The organism is Kitasatospora sp. NPDC053057, assembly GCF_044546945.1.
GTDB lineage: Bacteria > Actinomycetota > Actinomycetes > Streptomycetales > Streptomycetaceae > Kitasatospora.
The window spans coordinates 56,121-74,141 of the sequence record NZ_JBITZP010000016.1 but is presented as its reverse complement, the minus strand read 5'-3'; the positions used below and the strand labels follow the sequence as shown (position 1 = coordinate 74,141).

The following is an 18,021-nucleotide window of genomic DNA, read 5'->3' as shown; positions in this document are numbered from 1 at the left end:
ACGATGCGGAGCGACGTTTTCCGGCTGATCGACGGGGGATCCGATGACGGGTCAGTGGCAGGAGCTGGGCACGCCCGGCGGGATCGAGGCGTACGTGCACCGCCCGGCGGGCGGGGTGCGCGGCGCGGTGGTGGTCTGCTCGGAGCTGTACGGGGTCAACGCGTACCTACGGGGCATCTGCGCCGAGCTGGCGGGCCTCGGGTACGTGGCGGTGGCGCCGGACTTCTACTGGCGCGATGCCCGCCGCACCGAGCTCGGTTACAGCGCCGAGGAGCGCGAGGCGGGCCTGGTGCTGATGCGCGCGCTGGACCGCGACGAGCTGGTCGCCGACGCCGCCGAGGCGCTGGCCGCCGCCCGGTCCCTGGCCGAAGGCCACGGCGTGGCCTTCGTCGGGACGAGCATGGGCGGGCACATCGCCGTGCGCGCGGCCACCGAGCTGCGCTTCGACCTGGCCGCGGTGTTCTACCCGGGCTGGCTGCTCAACTCCGGCTTCCCGCTGGTCGGTCCGGTGCCGCCGCTGGAGACGGCCGAGCGGATCGCCGCCAACGGCGTGTACCTGCTGGGCTTCTGCGGCGAGCTGGACCACATCCTCCCGCAGGCGGAGTGGCAGGAGGCCGAGCGGCGGCTGACCGACGCCAAGGTCGGGCACGAGCTGGTCACCTACCCGGGCGCCCGGCACGGCTTCGCGGCCGACCGCCCGGAGGACCACGACGCCGCCGCGACCGCCGACGCCTGGCGGCGCGTCCACGAGGCGCTGGCCGAGCGGCTGTAGCCCGCCCTTTTCCAGCTGTTCGACGGGGGAGAGCGATGGACAGACAGCAGTACGCCGAGCCCTGGTACGCCACCGCGCTGAGGGCCGGGCTGGAACTGGTGGGCTGGATCGGCCTGCCGATCGCGCTGTGGCCGCACTCGGTGCTGCTGGCGATCGGCGTGGACGTGCTGCTGATCGGCGTACCGGCGCTCCTGCAGACGCCGGGGGACAAGCCGGGGACGGTCGTCGCGGTGCCCGGCTGGGTCACGATCCTGATGGTGCTCGCCGAACTCGCCGGTGCCGTCACCGCCGCCCGGCTGCTCTTCCCGGCTTGGGCGACGGTGCTGGTCACGCTTCTCGCGCTGGCCTGCTGCGGAACCGAACTGCCGCGCTGGCGACGCCTGTTGGGCCAATAGGGCGTCCCGGCACGGTCTCGCGGACCGTGCCGTTGCCGTCCAGCACCAGCAGGCAGCCGGCCTGGGCGGTGGTGAGTCCGACCCCGCCGGAGCAGGGGCCGGGCACGGCGGGCCGGTCAGCCGGCGGTGGCGCGCGGGCCCCGCCGGCGCAGCAGGACGGCCGCCTCCCGGTCGGTGACCTCGTGGAACTCGCCGTACCAGGGCCCGGCGGCGTGGGCGTAGAGCGGCAGGTGGAGGCAGACCAGGGCGTCGACGTCCCGGCGCAGCTCGTCGGCGAGCCGGGCGTCGCACAGCGGCGCCGCGAGGACCAGCCGGCCCGGGCGGCCGCCGAGCAGGGCGCGGACGGCGGTGTGCGCGGTCAGGGCGTCGGTGAGGCCGTCCGAGACCAGGACGACGGTGCGCCCCTGGAGGCACAGTGGAGCCCGGCCGTCGCGGTAGAGCGCCTCTCGGCGGTGCACCTCGGCGCGTTCGCGCTTGACGCTCTCCCCGACCTCGACCGGGGTGACGCCGAGGACCTTGAGCGATTCCCGGTCGAACAGCGGTGGGTCACCGTTGGCGATCGCCCCGACCGGGCGGTCGTAGCCGGGCACGTTCAGCTGCCGGACCACGGTGGCGTCGAGCGGGGCGTCCAGGCTCTCGGCGATCTCCGCGGCCACCGGCAGCCCGCCGGGGGCCAGGCCGAGCACGACCACCCGGCCGTCGCTCCGGTCACCGACGAACGGCAGGACCGCCTGGGCGAGTTGGTGTCCGGCGGTGCTTCGGTCGAGGAATCTCACGGGCATGTCCTTCTCCTTGCTCGGCCGAATCTGCTGGGCCGACCCTTGCTCGCCCGGCCGCGCGCGGCCCTCACGCCGCGTTCCGCGCCGTCCGGGCGGCGAGGGCGGGGATGGTCCCGCCCGCCAGCACGGCCCGGCGCTGGTGCGGCGACAGGCGGTGGGTGAGCCGGTACTCCTCGCCCCGGGTGGTGTTGCGGGCGGTGAGGTGCCCGTTCGCGTCGTCGGCGAGGGCCCGGTGCAGCCCGGCGAGGGTGAGCCGGTCGCCGGGCTCGATCCGGTCGTAGTCGGCGGGGTCGGCGAACTCCAGGGCGAGGACGCCGAAGTTGGCGAGGTTCTGCCAGTGGATCCGGGCGTACGACTTCGCCAGGACGGCGCGCAGGCCGAGCAGCCGCGGGGTGATCGCCGCGTGCTCGCGCGAGGAGCCCTGGCCGTAGTTGTCCCCGGCCACCACCAGGTGGGCCCCGGTCTCCCGGGCCCGCGCCGGGTAGTCGGGGTCGATCCGGGTGAAGGTGAAGTCGGCGAGCTTCGGCAGGTTGGAGCGGTACGGGAGGGCCTTGGCGCCGGCCGGGGAGATCTCGTCCGTCGACACGTTGTCGCCGGTCTTCAGCAGCACGGGCGCGGTCAGCTCGTCCGGGAGCGGGTCCAGCTCGGGCAGTGCCGAGATGTTGGGCCCGCGGACCAGCTCGACCGTCTCGGCGCGTTCGGGCGGCAGCGGCGCCTCCAGCATCAGCCGGTTGACGCAGGCCCGCTCCGGCGGGTCGAGCTCGGGCGGCTCGACGCCCTCGCGCAGCGCCCAGGCGCGCGGGTCGGTGATCCGGCCGGTCAGCGCGGAGGCGGCGGCGGTCTCGGGAGAGCAGAGCCACACCGAGTCGTCCAGGGTGCCGGAGCGGCCGGGGAAGTTCCGCGGGAAGGTCCGCAGCGAGTTCCGCCCGGGCGCGGGGGCCTGGCCCATGCCGATGCAGCCCAGGCAGCCGGCCTGGTGGATGCGCGCGCCGGCGGCGATCAGGTCGAAGGCGGCGCCGCTGCGCAGCAGGTCCTGCAGCACCTCGCGGGAGCTGGGGTTGACGTCGAAGCTGAGCTCGGCGGAGGTCTGCCGTCCGTGCACCATGGCCGCGGCGACGGCGTAGTCGCGCAGGCCGGGATTGGCGGAGGAGCCGATCACCACCTGGCCGACCGGGGTGTCGTCGGCCTCGCGGACCGGGACCACGTTGCCGGGCGAGCTGGGTCTGGCGACCAGCGGCTCCAGGTCGGAGAGGTCGACCCGGTCGGTGAGGTCGTAGTGGCAGCCCGGTTCGGCCGCGATCCGGCGGAAGTCCTCCTCGCGGCCCTCGGCGGCGAGGAAGGCCCGGACGGCGTCGTCGGCGGGGAAGACGCTCGCGGTGGCGCCGAGCTCCGCGCCCATGTTGGCGATGACGTGCCGGTCCATCGCGGTCAGCTGCGCCAGGCCCGGGCCGTGGTACTCCAGGACGCGGTGCAGCGCGCCCTTGACGCCGTGGCGGCGCAGCAGCTCCAGGATCACGTCCTTGGCGCTGACCCAGTCCGGCAGCCGTCCGACCAGCCGGATGCCCCAGATCTGCGGCATGGTCAGGCGGTACGGCTCGCCGGCCATGGCGAGCGCGACGTCGAGTCCGCCGGTGCCGATGGCGAGCATGCCGAGCGCCCCGCCGGCGCAGGTGTGGGAGTCGGAGCCGAGCAGGGTCTTCCCGGGCACGCCGAAGCGCTGCATGTGGACGGGGTGGGAGACGCCGTTGCCGGGCTTGGAGTACCAGAGCCCGAAGCGGTGGGCGGCCGAGCGCAGGAAGAGGTGGTCCTCGGCGTTGCGCTCGTCGGACTGGAGGATGTTGTGGTCGACGTACTGCACGCTCAGCTCGGTGCGGACCCGGTCGAGCCCGAGGGCGTCGAGCTCCTGCATCACCAGGGTGCCGGTGGCGTCCTGGCACAGGGTCTGGTCCACCCGCAGCGCGATCTCCTCGCCGGGCACGGGCCGGCCCTCCAGCAGGTGGTCGGTGATCAGCTGCATGGCGACGCCGAGTGGTTCGGTCATGGTCCTCGGCCTCCGGGCGGAGTCTGCTGTGGTTTCGGCCGTTCGGGTGTCGGGGTCAGCCGTTGGGGTCGGCGGCGCTGATGTCGGCGAGCGCGGAGTCCGGGTCCCGCTCCATCGCGAGGTCGCCGATCGAGACCACGCCCACCGCCCGGCCGTCGTCCACCACCGGCAGGCGGCGCAGGGCGTGCCGGCGCATCAGGTCGACGGCGTGCCCCACGTCGTCGTCCGGGGCGACGGAGACCAGTTCGGAGGTGCAGATGTCGCCGACGTTCGTACTGTCCGGGTCCTTGCCGGCGGCGAGCACCCGGACCACCAGGTCCCGGTCGGTCACCAGACCGCACAGCCGGCCTTCGCCCGAGACGTCGTCCGAGACCAGGACGTCCCCGATGGCGGTGTCGCGCATCCAGCGGGCCGCGTCGCGCACCGAGGCCAGCCGCGGGACGGTGACCGGGGCGGCTGTCATGATCTCCTTGATCTTCCGGGTCATCGCGTCCTCCAGGGCGATCGGGTGCGCGGGCCCGCTACGGACCCCCGCGAAGGCGCGTCTGCCCGGCGGCGGAGCCGGGAAACGGCTTTCCCGGGAACGGGCCGTCACCGGGCGGATATGCCTGGCGGCGAGCCGGGCAGCGGGGCGTCCGGAGGAGTGCGGCACGAAAAGGCGCGGCGGCCGGGAGGAATCTCCCGGCCGCCGCGGAACGTCGAGGTGTCAGGCCGTGGCGAGCGCCACCTCGGTCGACTTGATCAGGGCCACCACCTCGGTGCCCGCCGCGAGGCCGAGGTCGGCGACGGCGTCCTTGGTGATGGCTGCGGTCAGCTCGCCGCCCTGCACGGAGACCTTGACCGTCGCCATGGCGCCTCCGGCCGCGATGTCGGTGACCGTGCCGGGGAGTTGGTTGCGGATGCTCAGCCCGGACACCGGGCCGGTGGCGAGGGCGACCTCGGTGGACTTGACCACCGCGTGCACGGCGCTGCCCTCGGCCAGGCCGAGATCCTTCACGGCGTCCGCGGTGACGGCGGCGGTGATGACCTGGCCGCCCCGCAGTCGGGCCTTGACGGTGGCCATGGCCTCGCCCGTGGTGACCGAGGTGACGGTGCCGGGGAGCTGGTTGCGAATGCTGAGGCTCATTTTCGGACGACCTCACAAGAAATCGGGAGAGCGGTTCAGGAACGTCTTCAATTACTCTACCGGTATTGCCAGAAGGTGGGCGGGAAATGCGAATTCGGGGTGAATTGCCGCATGTTCCGTTGCATTTCCGTGGGAAATTCCCGCCTTTCCCTCGCAGCTGCGGCGGCCGGTCCGGGGGTCCTGGCTCCAGGACGGCTCCCATTTCCACGTCTGCGGCGACGCCGGCCGCACGGCCGAGCAGGTCGACTGAGCCCCGCGCCACATCGCGGACCGGGTGATTCCGTCGCCCTTGTTTGACCGGGCGTCGCTGGGCATACGCACGGGTGGGACACGCGGACCGCGGGTCGATGCGCGCGTACACACGGCAGGCCTGCGGGCCGGAGAGCGGCGATCGGAAGCGGCCATGAACGACCAGGAATCCACTTCATCAGCCCCGTCGACGGGCACGGCCCTGCTGCTGCGCCCGGTGGAGGCCGCCGCCTCCGCCGTGCGGCGCGTGCCGGGCGCCGGGACCGTCGGCGGGATGGTCGACGGAGTGCTCGACACCGTCGGACTGGTGTCGCCGCGGGCCCGCCGGATCGCCGCCTACACCGGCGCCGGGCTGCTCGGAGCGCTGGGCGCGGTCGAGTGGCCGGTGGCCGCGGTCGGCGCGGCCGCCGTCTGGCTGACCCAGGCGCGGCCGAAGAGCCCCGCCGGGGCCACCCCCTCACCCACGCGGGCGGGCAAGCCCGGAGCGAAGACCAGACTTTCCAAACCGGCGAAACCGGCCAAGGCGGCCAAGGCGGTCAAGGCGGCGAAGCCGAGCAAGCCGAAGGCCGAGTCCACGGGCGGGACGGCGCGCACGTCGCGGGCGTCGAAGGCCTCCCCGCCGGGCAGCAAGGCGCCGAGCCGACGCCGGACGACCGCCGCCGCGTCCGCCGGGTCCGCCCGGCGGAAGACCGCCGCAGCGGCGGATCGGGGCTGAGCCGTGGTGCTGCGCCGACTGGCCCGACTTCCGGCGATGGGCCTCGGGCTGAGCCTGGCCGTGCCGGTGGTCCTCGCGCGCTCCGCCGTGCCCACGGCCCGCGCCGCCGTCCGGGTGGCCGCCGAGGCCGGGCGTGTCGGGGCCCGCACCACCGTCCGCACCGCCACGTCGGCCGCCGGGACGGCGGCCCGGGTGGGCCGGGTCGCCCGGACCGCCGCCGAGACGGGCACGGGCTACTGGCACGCCGGATCGCGGATCCAGCTGCCGCTGCGCCCCCGGGCCGCCGATACGGCGCGGAACGTCGAGGCGGCGGCCCGGCGGGTGGCGCTGGGACTGGCCCGGCGGCCGGACGTGATCGCCGCCTACTGGGACGGCGGCCTCGCCCGGCTGGTGGTGCAGCTGACCCAGGACGCGGCCACCGACCGCGTGGTGGAGCGGGCCACCGAACTCGCCGCCGGACAGCGCCTGGAACGGGTGGACGAGGACGTCCTGGAAACCGCCCACCCCGGACGGACCGGCGGTGTCCGCGCCCAGGCGGCCGCCCTGGCCTGCGACGCCGTCGGCGTCGCAACGGCCGTGGGAGCCCGGGTGGTTCCGCTGCGCACCGTGCCCCGGCTGGCCACCGCCCTGGTCTCCCTGGTCCGTGAGGACCCGGACGTCCGCGCACTGCTGCGCCGCCGGTTCGGCGACGCCGGCTCCGATCTGGTGCTGGCGGCGGCCGGCGCCGCGGCGTACGGCGTCGGGCAGTCCCCCACCGCGCTGGCCCTGGACGCGGTGCTGCGGACGGGCCGGCTGATGGAGACGATCGCCGGGGCCGCCGCCTTCGACGCCGCGCACGACACGGTCTGCGCCCCCGGGCGGCTGAGCATCGCCGGTACGGGAACAGCCCGGCCTGCGCTGCGCCCGCTGCCGTGCGAGGAGTTCGCGGACCAGGCGGTCGGCAGCACCCTGCTCGGCGCGGCGGCGGCGCTGCTGTTCACCCGCAACGTGGCGGAGGCCGCCGAGGGACTGGTGGCGGGCAACCCGAAGGCCGCGCGCTACGGCCCGGCCGCGTTCACCACCGCGCTGGGCACCGCACTCGCCCGCGAGGGCGTCCTGGTCCGTAACCTGGAGCGGCTGCGCCGACTGGAGCTGGTGGACACCGTGGTGCTGCACCCCGACTCGCTGCGCGGCACGGGCAGAACGGTCCTGGAGGTCCATCCCACCGCGCCCGACTGGGACCACGACCGGCTCTGGCAGGCGGCCGTCGCCGCCCTGGACCAGCCCGAGGCGGAACTCGGACTACGGCCGGTGCCGGACCAGTCGGACCAGCCGGACGCCGGGACGGGCCTGCTGGTCGCGGCCGCCGAGGGCGTGGACGTCGGCACGGTCCTGGTCGGCCGGGAGATCGCCCCGGTCGCCGAGGCCGCGCTGGACGCCGCCCGCCGTGCCGGGCTGCACGTCGTGGTGGCCGACGACGGAACGCTCGGCGACTTCGGTGCCCTGGTCGACCAACTGCTGGGCGCCGAGCGGTCGTTGGCCGATGCGGTGCGCGAACTCCAGCGCGAGGGCCGGGTGGTGCTCACCGTCGCCCGCGTTCCGTCGGACGGCGCGGCCGAGTTGACGGACGGTGCCCGCGAACTGCTCGCCGGACTGCTGCGCGGCGACCTCGCGGTCGCGATCACCGACGCGGACAGCGCGGTGGTGTGGGGCGCGGACCTCCTCCTGCTGAACGGCCTCGACTCCGTCTGGCGGCTGCTGGCCGCGATCCCCGCCGCCCGCACCGTCGCCCGCCACTCCAAGACCCTGGCCGAGGCGAGCGCCGCGCTGTCCGGGCTCCTGGTCGTCACCCGGGGCCGGCGGCCGCACGGCACCCTCCCGGTCGCCGCCCGGCTCTCGCCCGTGAACGTCGCGACCGCCGCGGCCCTGGTCTCGGGCTGGCGGGCCGCGCTGCGGGTCGGCATCCGCAGCGCGCCCCACCCGCCGCCGCGCATCCCCTGGCACGCGCTCGCGCCCAAGGAGGCGCTGGCCCGGCTCAAGGCCGTCCGCCGCCCGGCGCGCCGCGGCGCGCCGTGGGCCCGGCGGCTCACCGCCTACCCGCCGCTGCGCCGGGTGGCCCGGGTGATCGGCGCGGTGCGCGACGAGCTCGACGATCCGCTGACGCCGGTCCTGCTCGTCGGGGCGACCGCCTCCGCCCTGCTGGGCTCGACCGTGGACGCGGCGCTGGTGGCCGGCGCGCTGGCGATAAACGCGCTGATCGGCGCCTTTCAGCGGCTGCGCTCCGAACGGGCGCTCTCCGCCCTGGAAGTGACGCAGCATCAGCGCGTCACCGTGGTCGACGGCGAACGGACCCGGAGGATCAGCGCGACCGCGTTGAGGCCTGGTCAGGTGATCGAGCTGAGCACCGGCGAGGTGGTGCCGGCCGACGCCCGGCTGATCGAACTGGACGAGCTGGAGGTCGACGAGTCCGCGCTGACCGGCGAGTCCCTCCCGGTCGCGAAACAGCTGGCCGCCACCCCCGAGGCGACGGTCGCCGACCGCCGCTGCATGGTCTTCGAAGGCACCACCGTGGTGGCCGGGCACGCCCGGGCCGCCGTCGTCGGTACCGGCGAGGACACCGAGGCCGGACGGGCCGCCCACCTCGCCGCCCGTACCCCGCCCGCCGGAGGCGTCCAGGCCCGGCTGCGCGAACTGACCGACCACAGCCTGCCGTTCACCCTGTTCGGCGGGGCCGCCGTCGCGGGCCTGGCGGTGCTGCGCGGGCGCCCGGTGCGCGAGGCCGTCCGGGGCGGACTGGCCGTCGCGGTGGCCGCCGTACCGGAGGGCCTGCCGCTGGTGGCCACGGTCGCCCAGCTGGCCGCGGCCCGCCGGCTCAGCCGCCAGGGCGTGCTGGTGCGCACCCCGCGCGCGCTGGAGGCGCTCGGCCGGATGGACACCGTCTGCTTCGACAAGACCGGCACCCTGACCGAGAACCGGCTGCAGGTGACCCGCGTCGTCACGGCCGACGGCACCCGGTACCCGGCCGACGACCCCGCAGCCGTCGCGGTCCTGCGGATGGCGGCCCGCGCCTGCCCGCCGGCGGACTCCGGCGAGGTCGTGCACGCCCACTCCACCGACGAGGCGGTGCTCGCCGCCGCGCCGGACGAACTCGGCTGGACCCCCGCCCAGACGCTGCCCTTCGAGGCCAGCCGCGGCTACGCCGCCGCCACCGGGACGGCGGACGACGGCCGGGCACTGCTGGTGGTGAAGGGAGCCCCCGAAGCCGTGCTGCCGGCCTGCTCGGGCGCCGGAGAGGGCGAGGACGCGACCGTGGCGGCCCTTGGCGCGGACGGCCTGCGGGTCCTCGCCGTCGCGCTGCGACCGCTCCCCGCCGGTGACGAGGAGGCGCTCGACGAGAGTGACGAGGAGGCGCTGGACGGGCCGTTGGAGGGGCTGGAACTGGTCGGCTTCGTCGCCCTGGCCGACACCCCGCGCCCCGGGTCCGCGGCGCTGGTCGAGGGTCTGCGCCGGACCGGGGTACGGCCCGTCATGCTCACCGGCGACCACCCGGCCACGGCCCGCGCGGTCGCCCTCGCCCTCGGCTGGCCCGAGGACCTCACCCTGGCCACCGGCGACGAGCTGGCCGACCTCGACCGGACCGGCCGCGCCCGGGTGCTCGGCGACTGCGACGTCGTCGCCCGGGTCGCCCCCGAGCAGAAGGTGCTGGTGGTCGAGGCGCTACGGGAATCCGGGCGGGTGGTGGCGATGGTCGGGGACGGCGCCAACGACGCCGCCGCCATCCGCTCGGCCGACATCGGGATCGGGATCGCCGCCCGCGGCTCGGCGGCCGCCCGCAACGCGGCCGACCTGGTGATCACCGACGACGAACTGACCGTGCTGACCGACGCGGTGGACGAGGGCCGGGCGCTGTGGCGCAGCGTCGCGGACGCGATCACCATCCTGATCGGCGGCAACGCCGGTGAGATCGGCTTCTCCCTGCTGGGCACCCTGCTGTCCGGGCGCGCCCCGATGTCCACCCGGCAGATCCTGCTGGTCAACCTGCTCACCGACATGTTCCCGGCGATGGCCGTCGCGGTCACCCCGCGGGACGATCCGCCGGACGGGGAGACCGCCCCGCGCGCGGGCACCGCCGCCCTGGACGCCCCGCTGGCCCGGCAGATCCGGCACCGCGGCCTGGTCACCGCCCTCGGCGCGACCACCGCCTGGCTGATCGGCACCGCCACCCCCGGCTCGGCCCGGCGCACCAGCACGATGGCCCTGTGCGGCGTCGTCGGCGCCCAGCTGGCCCAGACCCTGACCGGGCGGGCCCGCAGCCCGCTGGTGCTGGCGACGGTACTGGGCTCCGCGGCCGCGCTGGCGGCGATCGTGCAGACGCCGGGCATCAGCAGGTTCTTCGGCTGCACCCCGCTCGGCCCGGTGGCCTGGGCGGGCGTGGCGGCCTCGATCGTCGTGGCGCTGGCCGCGCCGCCGCTGATCCCGCAGGTCGAGCGCCTGCTGCTGGTGGCGCTGGCCCGGGCGGTGGCGGCCGTACGGGGGAAGAGGCCGTGAACGGCGCGGACGGGGCCGTCTACCCGGCCCCGGCGGCGGCACCCCCGAGCCGCAGGCGGACCGCCAGCTGCGGGCCCTGCTCCTCGCGGTCCTCCTCGTCCACCCGGCAGAGCGCGGCGAGCACCCGCAGCATCGTCTCGACGTGCTCGGGTGCGCCGAGCAGTTCCGCCATGGCCTCGCCCGTCAGGGCCGGCCGTTGCCGCGGCGGGGCGGGGCTCTGGACGTCGAAGGCCTGCGAGCTGCTCACCGCCGGGCCCGGTACGGGGATCGCCGAGGTGCCCTCGGGCCCCGCCTCGGCCACCGTCCAGGTGCCCTCCGAGGTCAGGGTGGGCGGCACGTCCCACACATTGCCGATCCGGGTCCGGCCACGTCCGGTGTGTGTCGGGAAGGCCGCCTCCAGGGCGTCGAGGATCGCCTCCGCGACCTCCGGCGCGCCGTCCGTGAGGCGCACCAGCACATGGCCGGCGGCCAGGGGCAGGCCCATCGCTCCCTCGCTTCCTCCGCCCATCGCGTCCGAAGACCAGGGACGCACGCCGGGCGGGTCGTCGCACCTCCAGCGCGCTAAGGCGTGTCCGACGATTCCCGCCGGAGCCGGGACAGCAGCTCCGGCAGGTCCGCCACCGAGTCGAGGGTGTGGTCCGGGTCGCCGTCGCCCCGGCGCGGGGCGCCCGGGGCCGCCTTGCCGGTGCGCACCAGGACGCCGGTGATCCCGTAGCGCTGGGCGGCGAGCACGTCGGACTCGATGTCGTCGCCGACCATCACCACCTCGTCCGCCGCGAGGCCGAGCCGGTCGAGGGCGCCGGTGAAGAAAGCCTCGGCCGGTTTGCCGAGCACCTCGGCCCGCGCACCGGCCGCGTACTCCAGCCCGGCGACGAATGCACCGCCGTCCAGCCGCAGCCCGTCCGCCGTCCGCCAGTAGGCGTTGCGGTGCATCGCGACCAGCCGGGCCCCGCCCTGGAGCGCGGTGAAGGCCCGGTTGAGCGCCGGGTAGTCGAACTCGGGCCCCGCGCCGCCGATCAGGACCACCTCGGCCTCGGCCGGGTCGTCGACCAGCTCGACGGCGCTCAGGTCCGCCCGGATGTCGCCGCTGTTGAGCAGCAGACAGCGGGAGCCCGCCAGCCGGGCGGCGGTGGCGGCGGGCGCGGTGAGCACGGACTCGACGGTGACCGGGAACCCGGCCGCGGCGAGGGTCTCGGCGACGGACTGCCGGGTGCGGGAGGTGGTGTTGGTCAGCAGCACGTACGGCAGGCCGTCGGCGTGCAGCCGGCGGAGCGCCGCCACCGCGCCGGGGAGCGGCTGCCAGTCCACCATGAGCACGCCGTCGATGTCGAGCAGCACGCCTTCGGGTCGTCCCATGACCCGAACATAGCGCCGCCGCCCGAGGGCCGCCGCCAGAGGAAGGACCGACCCTCGCCCCTCAGTCGATGAGGCCGAGGCGCGGCCCGCCCCGGTCGTGCAGCCGCCGCAGGAAGCCGAGCACGCCGGCGGAGCCGCCGGCCCAGGTGGCGCTGGGCCTGGCGAGGCCCGGGTCCGGGAACACCGGGCGGGCTGCGGTGCCGCCGCTGCGGCTGAGGATGACGGCCGCGACGGTGTCCGCGGCGCCCCAGAACTCCTCGGAGCCGGAGGAGCCGGAGGAGCCGGACGCGACGGCGGTGTCCACCAGGAAGTCGCCGACGCCGGCGAGCCCGCAGCACTGGGTGACCAGCGGCATCCGCGGCGCTAGTGCGGCGCAGGTACGGGCAGCCTGGCCGGCGAGGGCCAGGTACCCGGGCTCGCCCAGCCGGTCGGCGGCCCGGACGAGCACCGCCCCGACCCCGGCCAGGCCCCGGCACCAGGACCCGTAGCGGCGGGTCGCCCCCGGGGCGGTGGCCCGGGCGAGGAGGCCCGGGGTGACGGCGGCGAGCCGTGCGCAGGCCTGCTCGGCCCGGCGCAGGTCGGCCGGATCGCCGCTCGAACTCCCGTACTCCAGCAGGAAGTAGGCGACGCCCGCGGCGCCGTGCGCCAGCCCCTCGCGCAGGGCGGCGCTGCCGGGCGTGTCGGTGCCCGCAGGTGACAGCCGGGCCCGGCCGGACGCCAGCGTCCGGGCGCACTCGGCGGCGACGGCGAGGTGCCGGTCACGGTCCGCCGGGGAGTGCCGGGCGAGCAGCAGGCGGCCGATGCCGATCCCGGCGACGCCCTCGATCAGGTCCGCCTCCGGCGGTCCGCCGTCCGGCCCCCGCGTCGGCAGTCCCTCGATCCCGCGCATGGCCTTCTCGCCCGTGCTGATCCCGGCCTCGGCGAGGAACAGCTCGACGCCGGTACGGCCCGAGTAGAAGCCGGGCGACAGGCTGCGGGACTGGTCCGCCGTCCACCGCGCCAGCGCGTCGACGGCCTCGGACACCCCGGGCCGGTGGCGGTGGCGGAGGAGCTCCAGGCCGAGGCCGGCGCTCCCGCCGTAGACGTCGACCGGGGTCGGGACCGCCGCGCGTGCGGCGAGCACCGGGTCGGCGATCCGCCGGGCCTCGGCGACGCAGTACGCGGTGGTGTGCTCGATGATCTCCTGGAGCAGGTCGGCGTCGACCCGCAGCCGCCCGGGCTCCCGGGAGGCCGCCCGGGCCTTCCCGGTGCGCAGCCGGCTCGCGCCGGCGGTCCGGACGGCCGGATCGGGGCTCGTCAACTCGGCGATCAGCTCCCGGACTTGACGGTGATCGTCGCCGGGCAGCGCCCAGGCCAGCCCGGCCAGGGTGCGGTCGCGGTTGACGGCGGCGTCGCCGTCGACGATGACCGGGTCCAGGCCGGTGGCGGCGAAGCCGAGGGTCGCGCCCAGCGCGTGGTAGTCGTCGGCGGGCTCGGCCGGCTGCCCGACCGGGCGCCGTACCGGCTCGCTGTAGCCGGGCGTCGCACCGTCCGGGGCGGCGCCGTTCAGTGCGCTGATCCCGAAGTCGACCAGCCGGCACCGGCCGTCGGCGTCGAGCGCGACGTTGTCCGGCTTCAGATCGCGGACGACCACGCCCCGGCGGTGGATGCCGTCCAGCAGCCGCAGGAGCCGGGCGGCCAGCTCGGCGAGCCGGTCGGCGTCGTACGGGCCGTGCTCCTGGACGTCCCGCCGCAGGTCCCGGTCGCCGCAACTGCTCATCACCAGGTACTCGTCCGAGCGGTGCCGGAAGGAGTCGAGCGCCCGGGGCACCCCGGGGAGGCCGTCGAGTGCGGCGAGGACCGCCCGCTCGTTGCGCAGCCGGTCCCGGGCGTCCGCCCCGGACTCGTCCTCGGCCACGAAGGCCCGCGCCTGCTTGACCACCACTGGCAGCCCGGTGCTCAGGTCGACCGCCCGGTAGACGTTGCCCTGCGGCTTGCGGGCGATGCCGGCGGTGACCCGGTAGCGGCCGCCGCCGAGCCCGGGGGAGGCCTGCGCCCGGGCCGCCCGCCGCTCGAACGGGTCCTCGGCCCACGGCGGACAACGGTAGGAACCGGCCGCCAGCCCGTCGAAGACCCGGCCGTCCGGGCCGACCATGACCGACTCCAGCCGTCCGCTCCGGCCAGTCCGGTAGTCGCCGGTGAAGGGCCCGTAGCGGTAGTAGACCGGCGCGTCCGGATCGACCCGCCGATCGCTCACCACCGGCGGCCCCTCGCGCCCGCGTAGCACCGCGACCAGCTCCTCCGCGAGCGCGACCACCGTGCCCGGCGCCGGATACACCGTGATCGCCTTCCCTACCGAACCAGCGCCGCGCACCCCGGAGTTGAGCTCCCGCAGAACCTCCGGACCGCTCGCCCACTTGGCGTGGCAGACGTACCGCAGCAGCACCGGCCGGACGAGCCCCGTCACGGCCGCCAGCTCGCCGGGCCGCGCCGAGACGTGCAGCTTCCAGCCGTGTTCCACCGCCGGCATCCGCGGATCGTTCAGGTACGACCAGGTGCCGTCGGACCATCCGCTGCGGCCGGCGGTGGAACCGGTCACCGTCAGGAGTTGGAGTCGCAGGCGAAGCGGGTGGTCGCCGTCACCCACGGGTCGGCCAGACACGCCGTGGCCTCGCGGTCGGCGCGGTCGTCGTCCTCGAACGCGATGGTCTCGTCATCGACCAGCAGCGGACCCGCGTCGCGGATCTCCTCGATCATGGTTCCGGGCATGGGAAACCTCCAGATCTCGTCGTGCTCCGGTGATGGTGCGGGTCGCGGCCCCGGCAGCTGACTCAGTGGGCCGGATCCCGAACGACGAAGGTAGGGAGGAACGTTCCGCCTGACAAGGGGTCAGGACGCACCAGCTCCACTTCCTGAGCACATCCGTGGAGAAAGCGTAAACATGCCCGTGGTCGCGGCGGCCGCCCGGCTCAGGAGCTGACGCCGACCGCGTGCCGGAAGCTCGTCGGGTCGGTGACCAGGTCCAGCATGGCCCGGGCGACGTCGGCGCGCGGGACGGTGGACCCGGCCGGTCCGGATTCGACGGCGTGCCGGTAGCGGCCCCGGCCCGGCCGGTCGGTCAGCCGCGGCGGGCGGACGGCCGTCCAGTCCAGGTCGCTCTCGCGCAGCACCCGTTCCATCGCCTCCAGGTCGGTGTACACGTCCCGGAGCACCGCCCAGAGCAGCGGGCCGAAGGCCTTCGAGGCGAGGAAGGACTGCCCGGCCCCGGAGCGGTTGAGCGGTGCGGCGCTGACCACCAGGATGCGGCGCACCCCGGCGGCCGCCATGGCGGCGGCCGCCGCGCGGGCGGAGTTCGAGGCGGGTTTGAGCGGGTCGGTCCGGCCGGCCTGGCCGATGCCGGACAGGACGGCGTCGGCGCCCTCGATCACGGGCTTCAGCGAGGCGGGGTCGAGGGCGTCGGCCCGGACCACGGTCAGTCGGTCGTGGTGGACGGGCAGCCGGGCCGGGTCGCGGACGGCGGCCGTGACCTGGTGTCCGTCAGCGAGGGCGAGGGTGACCAGGTGGCGGCCGATGCCGCCGGTGGCGCCCAGAACGGCGAGTTTCATGACCCCTCCGTAGGGGTGAGGGTGGGTGAGTGCTCACTTCCTTTTCCCCTCCAGGGTGAGTGAGTGCTCACCCACCTGTCAAGGTAGGCTGGTGCCCATGACCGACCACGGGGCACGCGAGGAAGACCGGCCGCTCACCGGAGCGGCGCTGACCAGGGCCCGAGTGCTGGACGCCGCCGCCCGGCTGATCGGGACGGTGGGGCTGGTCCGGGCCACCACCAAGGAGATCGCCAGGGAGGCCGGCTGCTCGGAGGCGGCGTTGTACAAGCACTTCCGGGACAAGGAGGAGATCTTCGTCCGGGTCCTGTGCGAACGCGCCCCGCGGCTGGCCGCCGCCGTCGCCGAACTCCCCGACCGGGCCGGGCAGGGCACGGTGCGCGAGCACTTGGAGGCGGTGGTCGTGGTCGCCGTGCCGTTCTACCGGCAGTCGTTCCCGATGGCCGGCGGGTTGCTCGCGAGCCCCGAGCTGCTCGCCGCCCACCGCCGCAAGCTCGACAACGCCGGCCCGCACCACGTCAGTTCGCACCTGGCCGACTACCTGCGCGCCGAACAGCGGCTCGGCCGGGTCGCCGCCGACGTCGACCCGGACGCCGCCGCGATGCTGCTGATCGGCGGCTGCTTCCACCGCGCCTTCCTGGAGGTCTTCTATGCCGGCGAGGGCCCGGCCGAGGCCCTGCGCCCCGCCGCCCTGGAGGAGTTCGCCCGCGCGACGGTCCGGGCCCTGCTCGGCGGCATCCAGGCCGTGGAGGCCTGAACGGAACCCTTCGGTGGATTCCTCAAACCCGTCAGTCGCGTTTTCTGCGTCACATTCACGATTTTGACGTGATCGGTTCGTGCGTCCGTTCGGAAATGGCCGAATATTAGCCTTTGGCCACCTCTGAATCCGGAAAACCGGCCCGGAAGCAGAAAAGAGTTCTGCTTTTCGAGTGCACTCCCCGTTCGACATGCGCTAGCGTGATCACGCCAGTCGGGCCGAATCGCGAACGGCTGCCACCCCCATCACATCTTCCGTTTCTCCCATGGCGGGACGCTATTGCCCTGCCCTGTTCCAGGAGCGCAGAAATGACGATAGAGGCGGAACCCGAATCCCCCCGAGAACGCCAGCGACTCAGTCTGAGCACCGCAGGTGCCCGGCAGCTCGCGACCACCACGAAGTCCGCGCCCCAGATGCGCGGGATCAGCTCCCGCTGGCTGCTGCGCCGCCTGCCGTGGGTGCAGGTGTCCGGCGGCACGTATCGCGTGAACAGGCGGCTTTCGCTCGCCGTCGGCCGCGGCCGGGTCGGCTTCGTGCAGGCAGGGGCGGACGACGTTCGGATCATCCCCGAGACGCTGCGCGAACTTCCACCGCTGCGCGGATTCGACGACGACGAGCTGCTGGCCGAACTGGCCGGACGGTTCACCCCGCGCGACTTCCGCCATGGCGACATCATTGTGGAAGAAGGCCGGCCGATCCGGGAGGTCTATATTCTGGCGCACGGCCGGGTCGAGCGGACGGCCACCGGAAAATACGGCGGCCGGAATACTGTCGGCGTACTGGCCGACGGCGACCACCTCGGGGACGAGGCACTGCTGCAGAGCGACCCGCTCTGGACGGCCACCGTCCGGGCCACCACCGCCGGCACCATCATGGCCCTGCCGTGGTCGGCCTTCGTCAGCCTGGTCGAACGGTCGGACCGGCTGCGCACCCACATCGACCGCTTTCTCGCCAACTCCTCCCGGAAGGTGAATTCCAAGGGCGAGGTGGAGGTCGAGGTCGCCGCGGGCCACGAGGGCGAGCACGAGATCCCCGGCACCTTCGTGGACTACGAACTCGCACCGCGCGAGTACGAGCTCTCGCTCACCCAGACCGTCCTGCGCGTGCACTCCCGGGTCGCCGACCTCTACAACGACCCGATGAACCAGCTGGAGCAGCAACTCCGCCTGACCGTCGAGGAGATCCGCGAACGGCAGGAGTCGGAGCTGCTGAACAACCGCGAGTTCGGCCTGCTCTCCAACGCCGACTACGACCAGCGGATCAACACCCACTCCGGGCCGCCGACTCCGGACGACATGGACGACCTGCTCTCCATGCGCCGCGGCACCGACCTCTTCCTCGCCCACCCGAAGGCGATCGCGGCGTTCTTCCGTGAGTGCACCAAGCGCGGCATCTACCCGGACGCGACCGAGGTCGACGGCCACCGGATCCCCGCCTGGCGCGGCGTGCCGATCTTCCCCTGCGGCAAGATCCCGATCGCCGACGGGCACACCTCGTCCATCCTGGCCATGCGCACCGGGGAGGACGACCAGGGCGTCATCGGCCTGCACCAGGCCGGCATCCCCGACGAGTACGAGCCCAGCCTGAACGTCCGGTTCATGGGCATCGACGACACGGCCGTCATGCGGTACCTGGTGACCGCGTACTACTCGACGGCGATCCTCGTCCAGGACGCGGTCGGTGTCCTGGAGAACGTCGACATCGCCGCCCCGCGCTCCTGACC

General features: G+C 74.8%; 15 protein-coding genes. 6 read left to right on the top strand and 9 right to left on the bottom strand.

The window, feature by feature from the left end; translation table 11 throughout:
* The first annotated feature begins 43 nt into the window (after positions 1-43).
* Together ACIG5E_RS18705 and ACIG5E_RS18700 are read left to right on the top strand one after the other, a co-directional pair.
* Positions 44-772 carry a dienelactone hydrolase family protein gene (locus ACIG5E_RS18705; protein ID WP_396534525.1) on the top strand — a complete coding sequence of 243 codons (729 nt, stop codon included), beginning with the start codon at positions 44-46 and terminating at the stop codon, positions 770-772.
* Positions 773-807: 35 nt separating this feature from the next.
* On the top strand, positions 808-1,167 hold the full coding sequence (locus ACIG5E_RS18700; protein ID WP_396534524.1) for a hypothetical protein: 360 nt from the start codon (positions 808-810) through the stop codon (positions 1,165-1,167).
* 116 nt (positions 1,168-1,283) lie between these two features.
* Here ACIG5E_RS18700 and ACIG5E_RS18695 read toward each other — a convergent pair whose 3' ends face one another.
* From ACIG5E_RS18695 to ACIG5E_RS18680, 4 genes are all read right to left on the bottom strand, one after another.
* The gene (locus tag ACIG5E_RS18695; RefSeq protein WP_396534523.1) at positions 1,284-1,949 is read right to left on the bottom strand and encodes a phosphoribosyltransferase; all 666 of its coding nucleotides are present in this window, start codon (positions 1,947-1,949) and stop codon (positions 1,284-1,286) included.
* Positions 1,950-2,013: 64 nt separating this feature from the next.
* Positions 2,014-3,987 carry an aconitate hydratase gene (locus ACIG5E_RS18690; protein WP_396534522.1) on the bottom strand — a complete coding sequence of 658 codons (1,974 nt, stop codon included), beginning with the start codon at positions 3,985-3,987 and terminating at the stop codon, positions 2,014-2,016.
* Between the two features lie 55 nt (positions 3,988-4,042).
* On the bottom strand, positions 4,043-4,474 hold the full coding sequence (locus ACIG5E_RS18685; protein ID WP_396534521.1) for a CBS domain-containing protein: 432 nt from the start codon (positions 4,472-4,474) through the stop codon (positions 4,043-4,045).
* Between the two features lie 219 nt (positions 4,475-4,693).
* On the bottom strand, positions 4,694-5,113 hold the full coding sequence (locus ACIG5E_RS18680; protein WP_396534520.1) for a molybdopterin-binding protein: 420 nt from the start codon (positions 5,111-5,113) through the stop codon (positions 4,694-4,696).
* Between the two features lie 403 nt (positions 5,114-5,516).
* Between ACIG5E_RS18680 and ACIG5E_RS18675 the strand changes: the two genes are divergently transcribed.
* Together ACIG5E_RS18675 and ACIG5E_RS18670 are read left to right on the top strand one after the other, a co-directional pair.
* On the top strand, positions 5,517-6,077 hold the full coding sequence (locus tag ACIG5E_RS18675; RefSeq protein ID WP_396534519.1) for a hypothetical protein: 561 nt from the start codon (positions 5,517-5,519) through the stop codon (positions 6,075-6,077).
* A gap of 3 nt (positions 6,078-6,080) precedes the next feature.
* Positions 6,081-10,604, top strand: a complete 4,524-nt coding sequence (locus tag ACIG5E_RS18670; RefSeq protein WP_396534518.1) for an HAD-IC family P-type ATPase — start codon at positions 6,081-6,083, stop codon at positions 10,602-10,604.
* A gap of 19 nt (positions 10,605-10,623) precedes the next feature.
* Here the strand turns inward: ACIG5E_RS18670 and ACIG5E_RS18665 are convergent, their stop codons facing one another.
* The 5 genes from ACIG5E_RS18665 to ACIG5E_RS18645 form a co-directional block, all read right to left on the bottom strand.
* Positions 10,624-11,088 (bottom strand): hypothetical protein, encoded by a 465-nt coding sequence (locus ACIG5E_RS18665; RefSeq protein ID WP_396534517.1) that lies wholly within the window; start codon positions 11,086-11,088, stop codon positions 10,624-10,626.
* A gap of 77 nt (positions 11,089-11,165) precedes the next feature.
* A complete protein-coding gene (locus ACIG5E_RS18660) occupies positions 11,166-11,960 on the bottom strand; it encodes an HAD-IIA family hydrolase (protein ID WP_396534516.1) in 795 nt (264 codons plus the stop codon).
* A gap of 61 nt (positions 11,961-12,021) precedes the next feature.
* Entirely contained in the window at positions 12,022-14,538 is a 2,517-nt protein-coding gene (gene lanL, locus ACIG5E_RS18655; RefSeq protein ID WP_396534515.1) for a class IV lanthionine synthetase LanL, read from the bottom strand.
* A gap of 2 nt (positions 14,539-14,540) precedes the next feature.
* Positions 14,541-14,708 carry an SflA family class IV lanthipeptide gene (locus tag ACIG5E_RS18650; protein WP_396534514.1) on the bottom strand — a complete coding sequence of 56 codons (168 nt, stop codon included), beginning with the start codon at positions 14,706-14,708 and terminating at the stop codon, positions 14,541-14,543.
* Positions 14,709-14,908: 200 nt separating this feature from the next.
* Positions 14,909-15,544 (bottom strand): NAD(P)-dependent oxidoreductase, encoded by a 636-nt coding sequence (locus ACIG5E_RS18645; RefSeq protein ID WP_396534513.1) that lies wholly within the window; start codon positions 15,542-15,544, stop codon positions 14,909-14,911.
* Between the two features lie 97 nt (positions 15,545-15,641).
* Here ACIG5E_RS18645 and ACIG5E_RS18640 point away from each other — a divergent pair, with 97 nt between their 5' ends.
* Complete coding sequence (locus ACIG5E_RS18640; protein WP_396534512.1) at positions 15,642-16,298, top strand: TetR/AcrR family transcriptional regulator; 657 nt, start codon at positions 15,642-15,644, stop codon at positions 16,296-16,298.
* Positions 16,299-16,606: 308 nt separating this feature from the next.
* Positions 16,607-18,019, top strand: a complete 1,413-nt coding sequence (locus ACIG5E_RS18635) for a family 2B encapsulin nanocompartment shell protein (RefSeq protein ID WP_396534511.1) — start codon at positions 16,607-16,609, stop codon at positions 18,017-18,019.
* Positions 18,020-18,021: the final 2 nt, after the last annotated feature.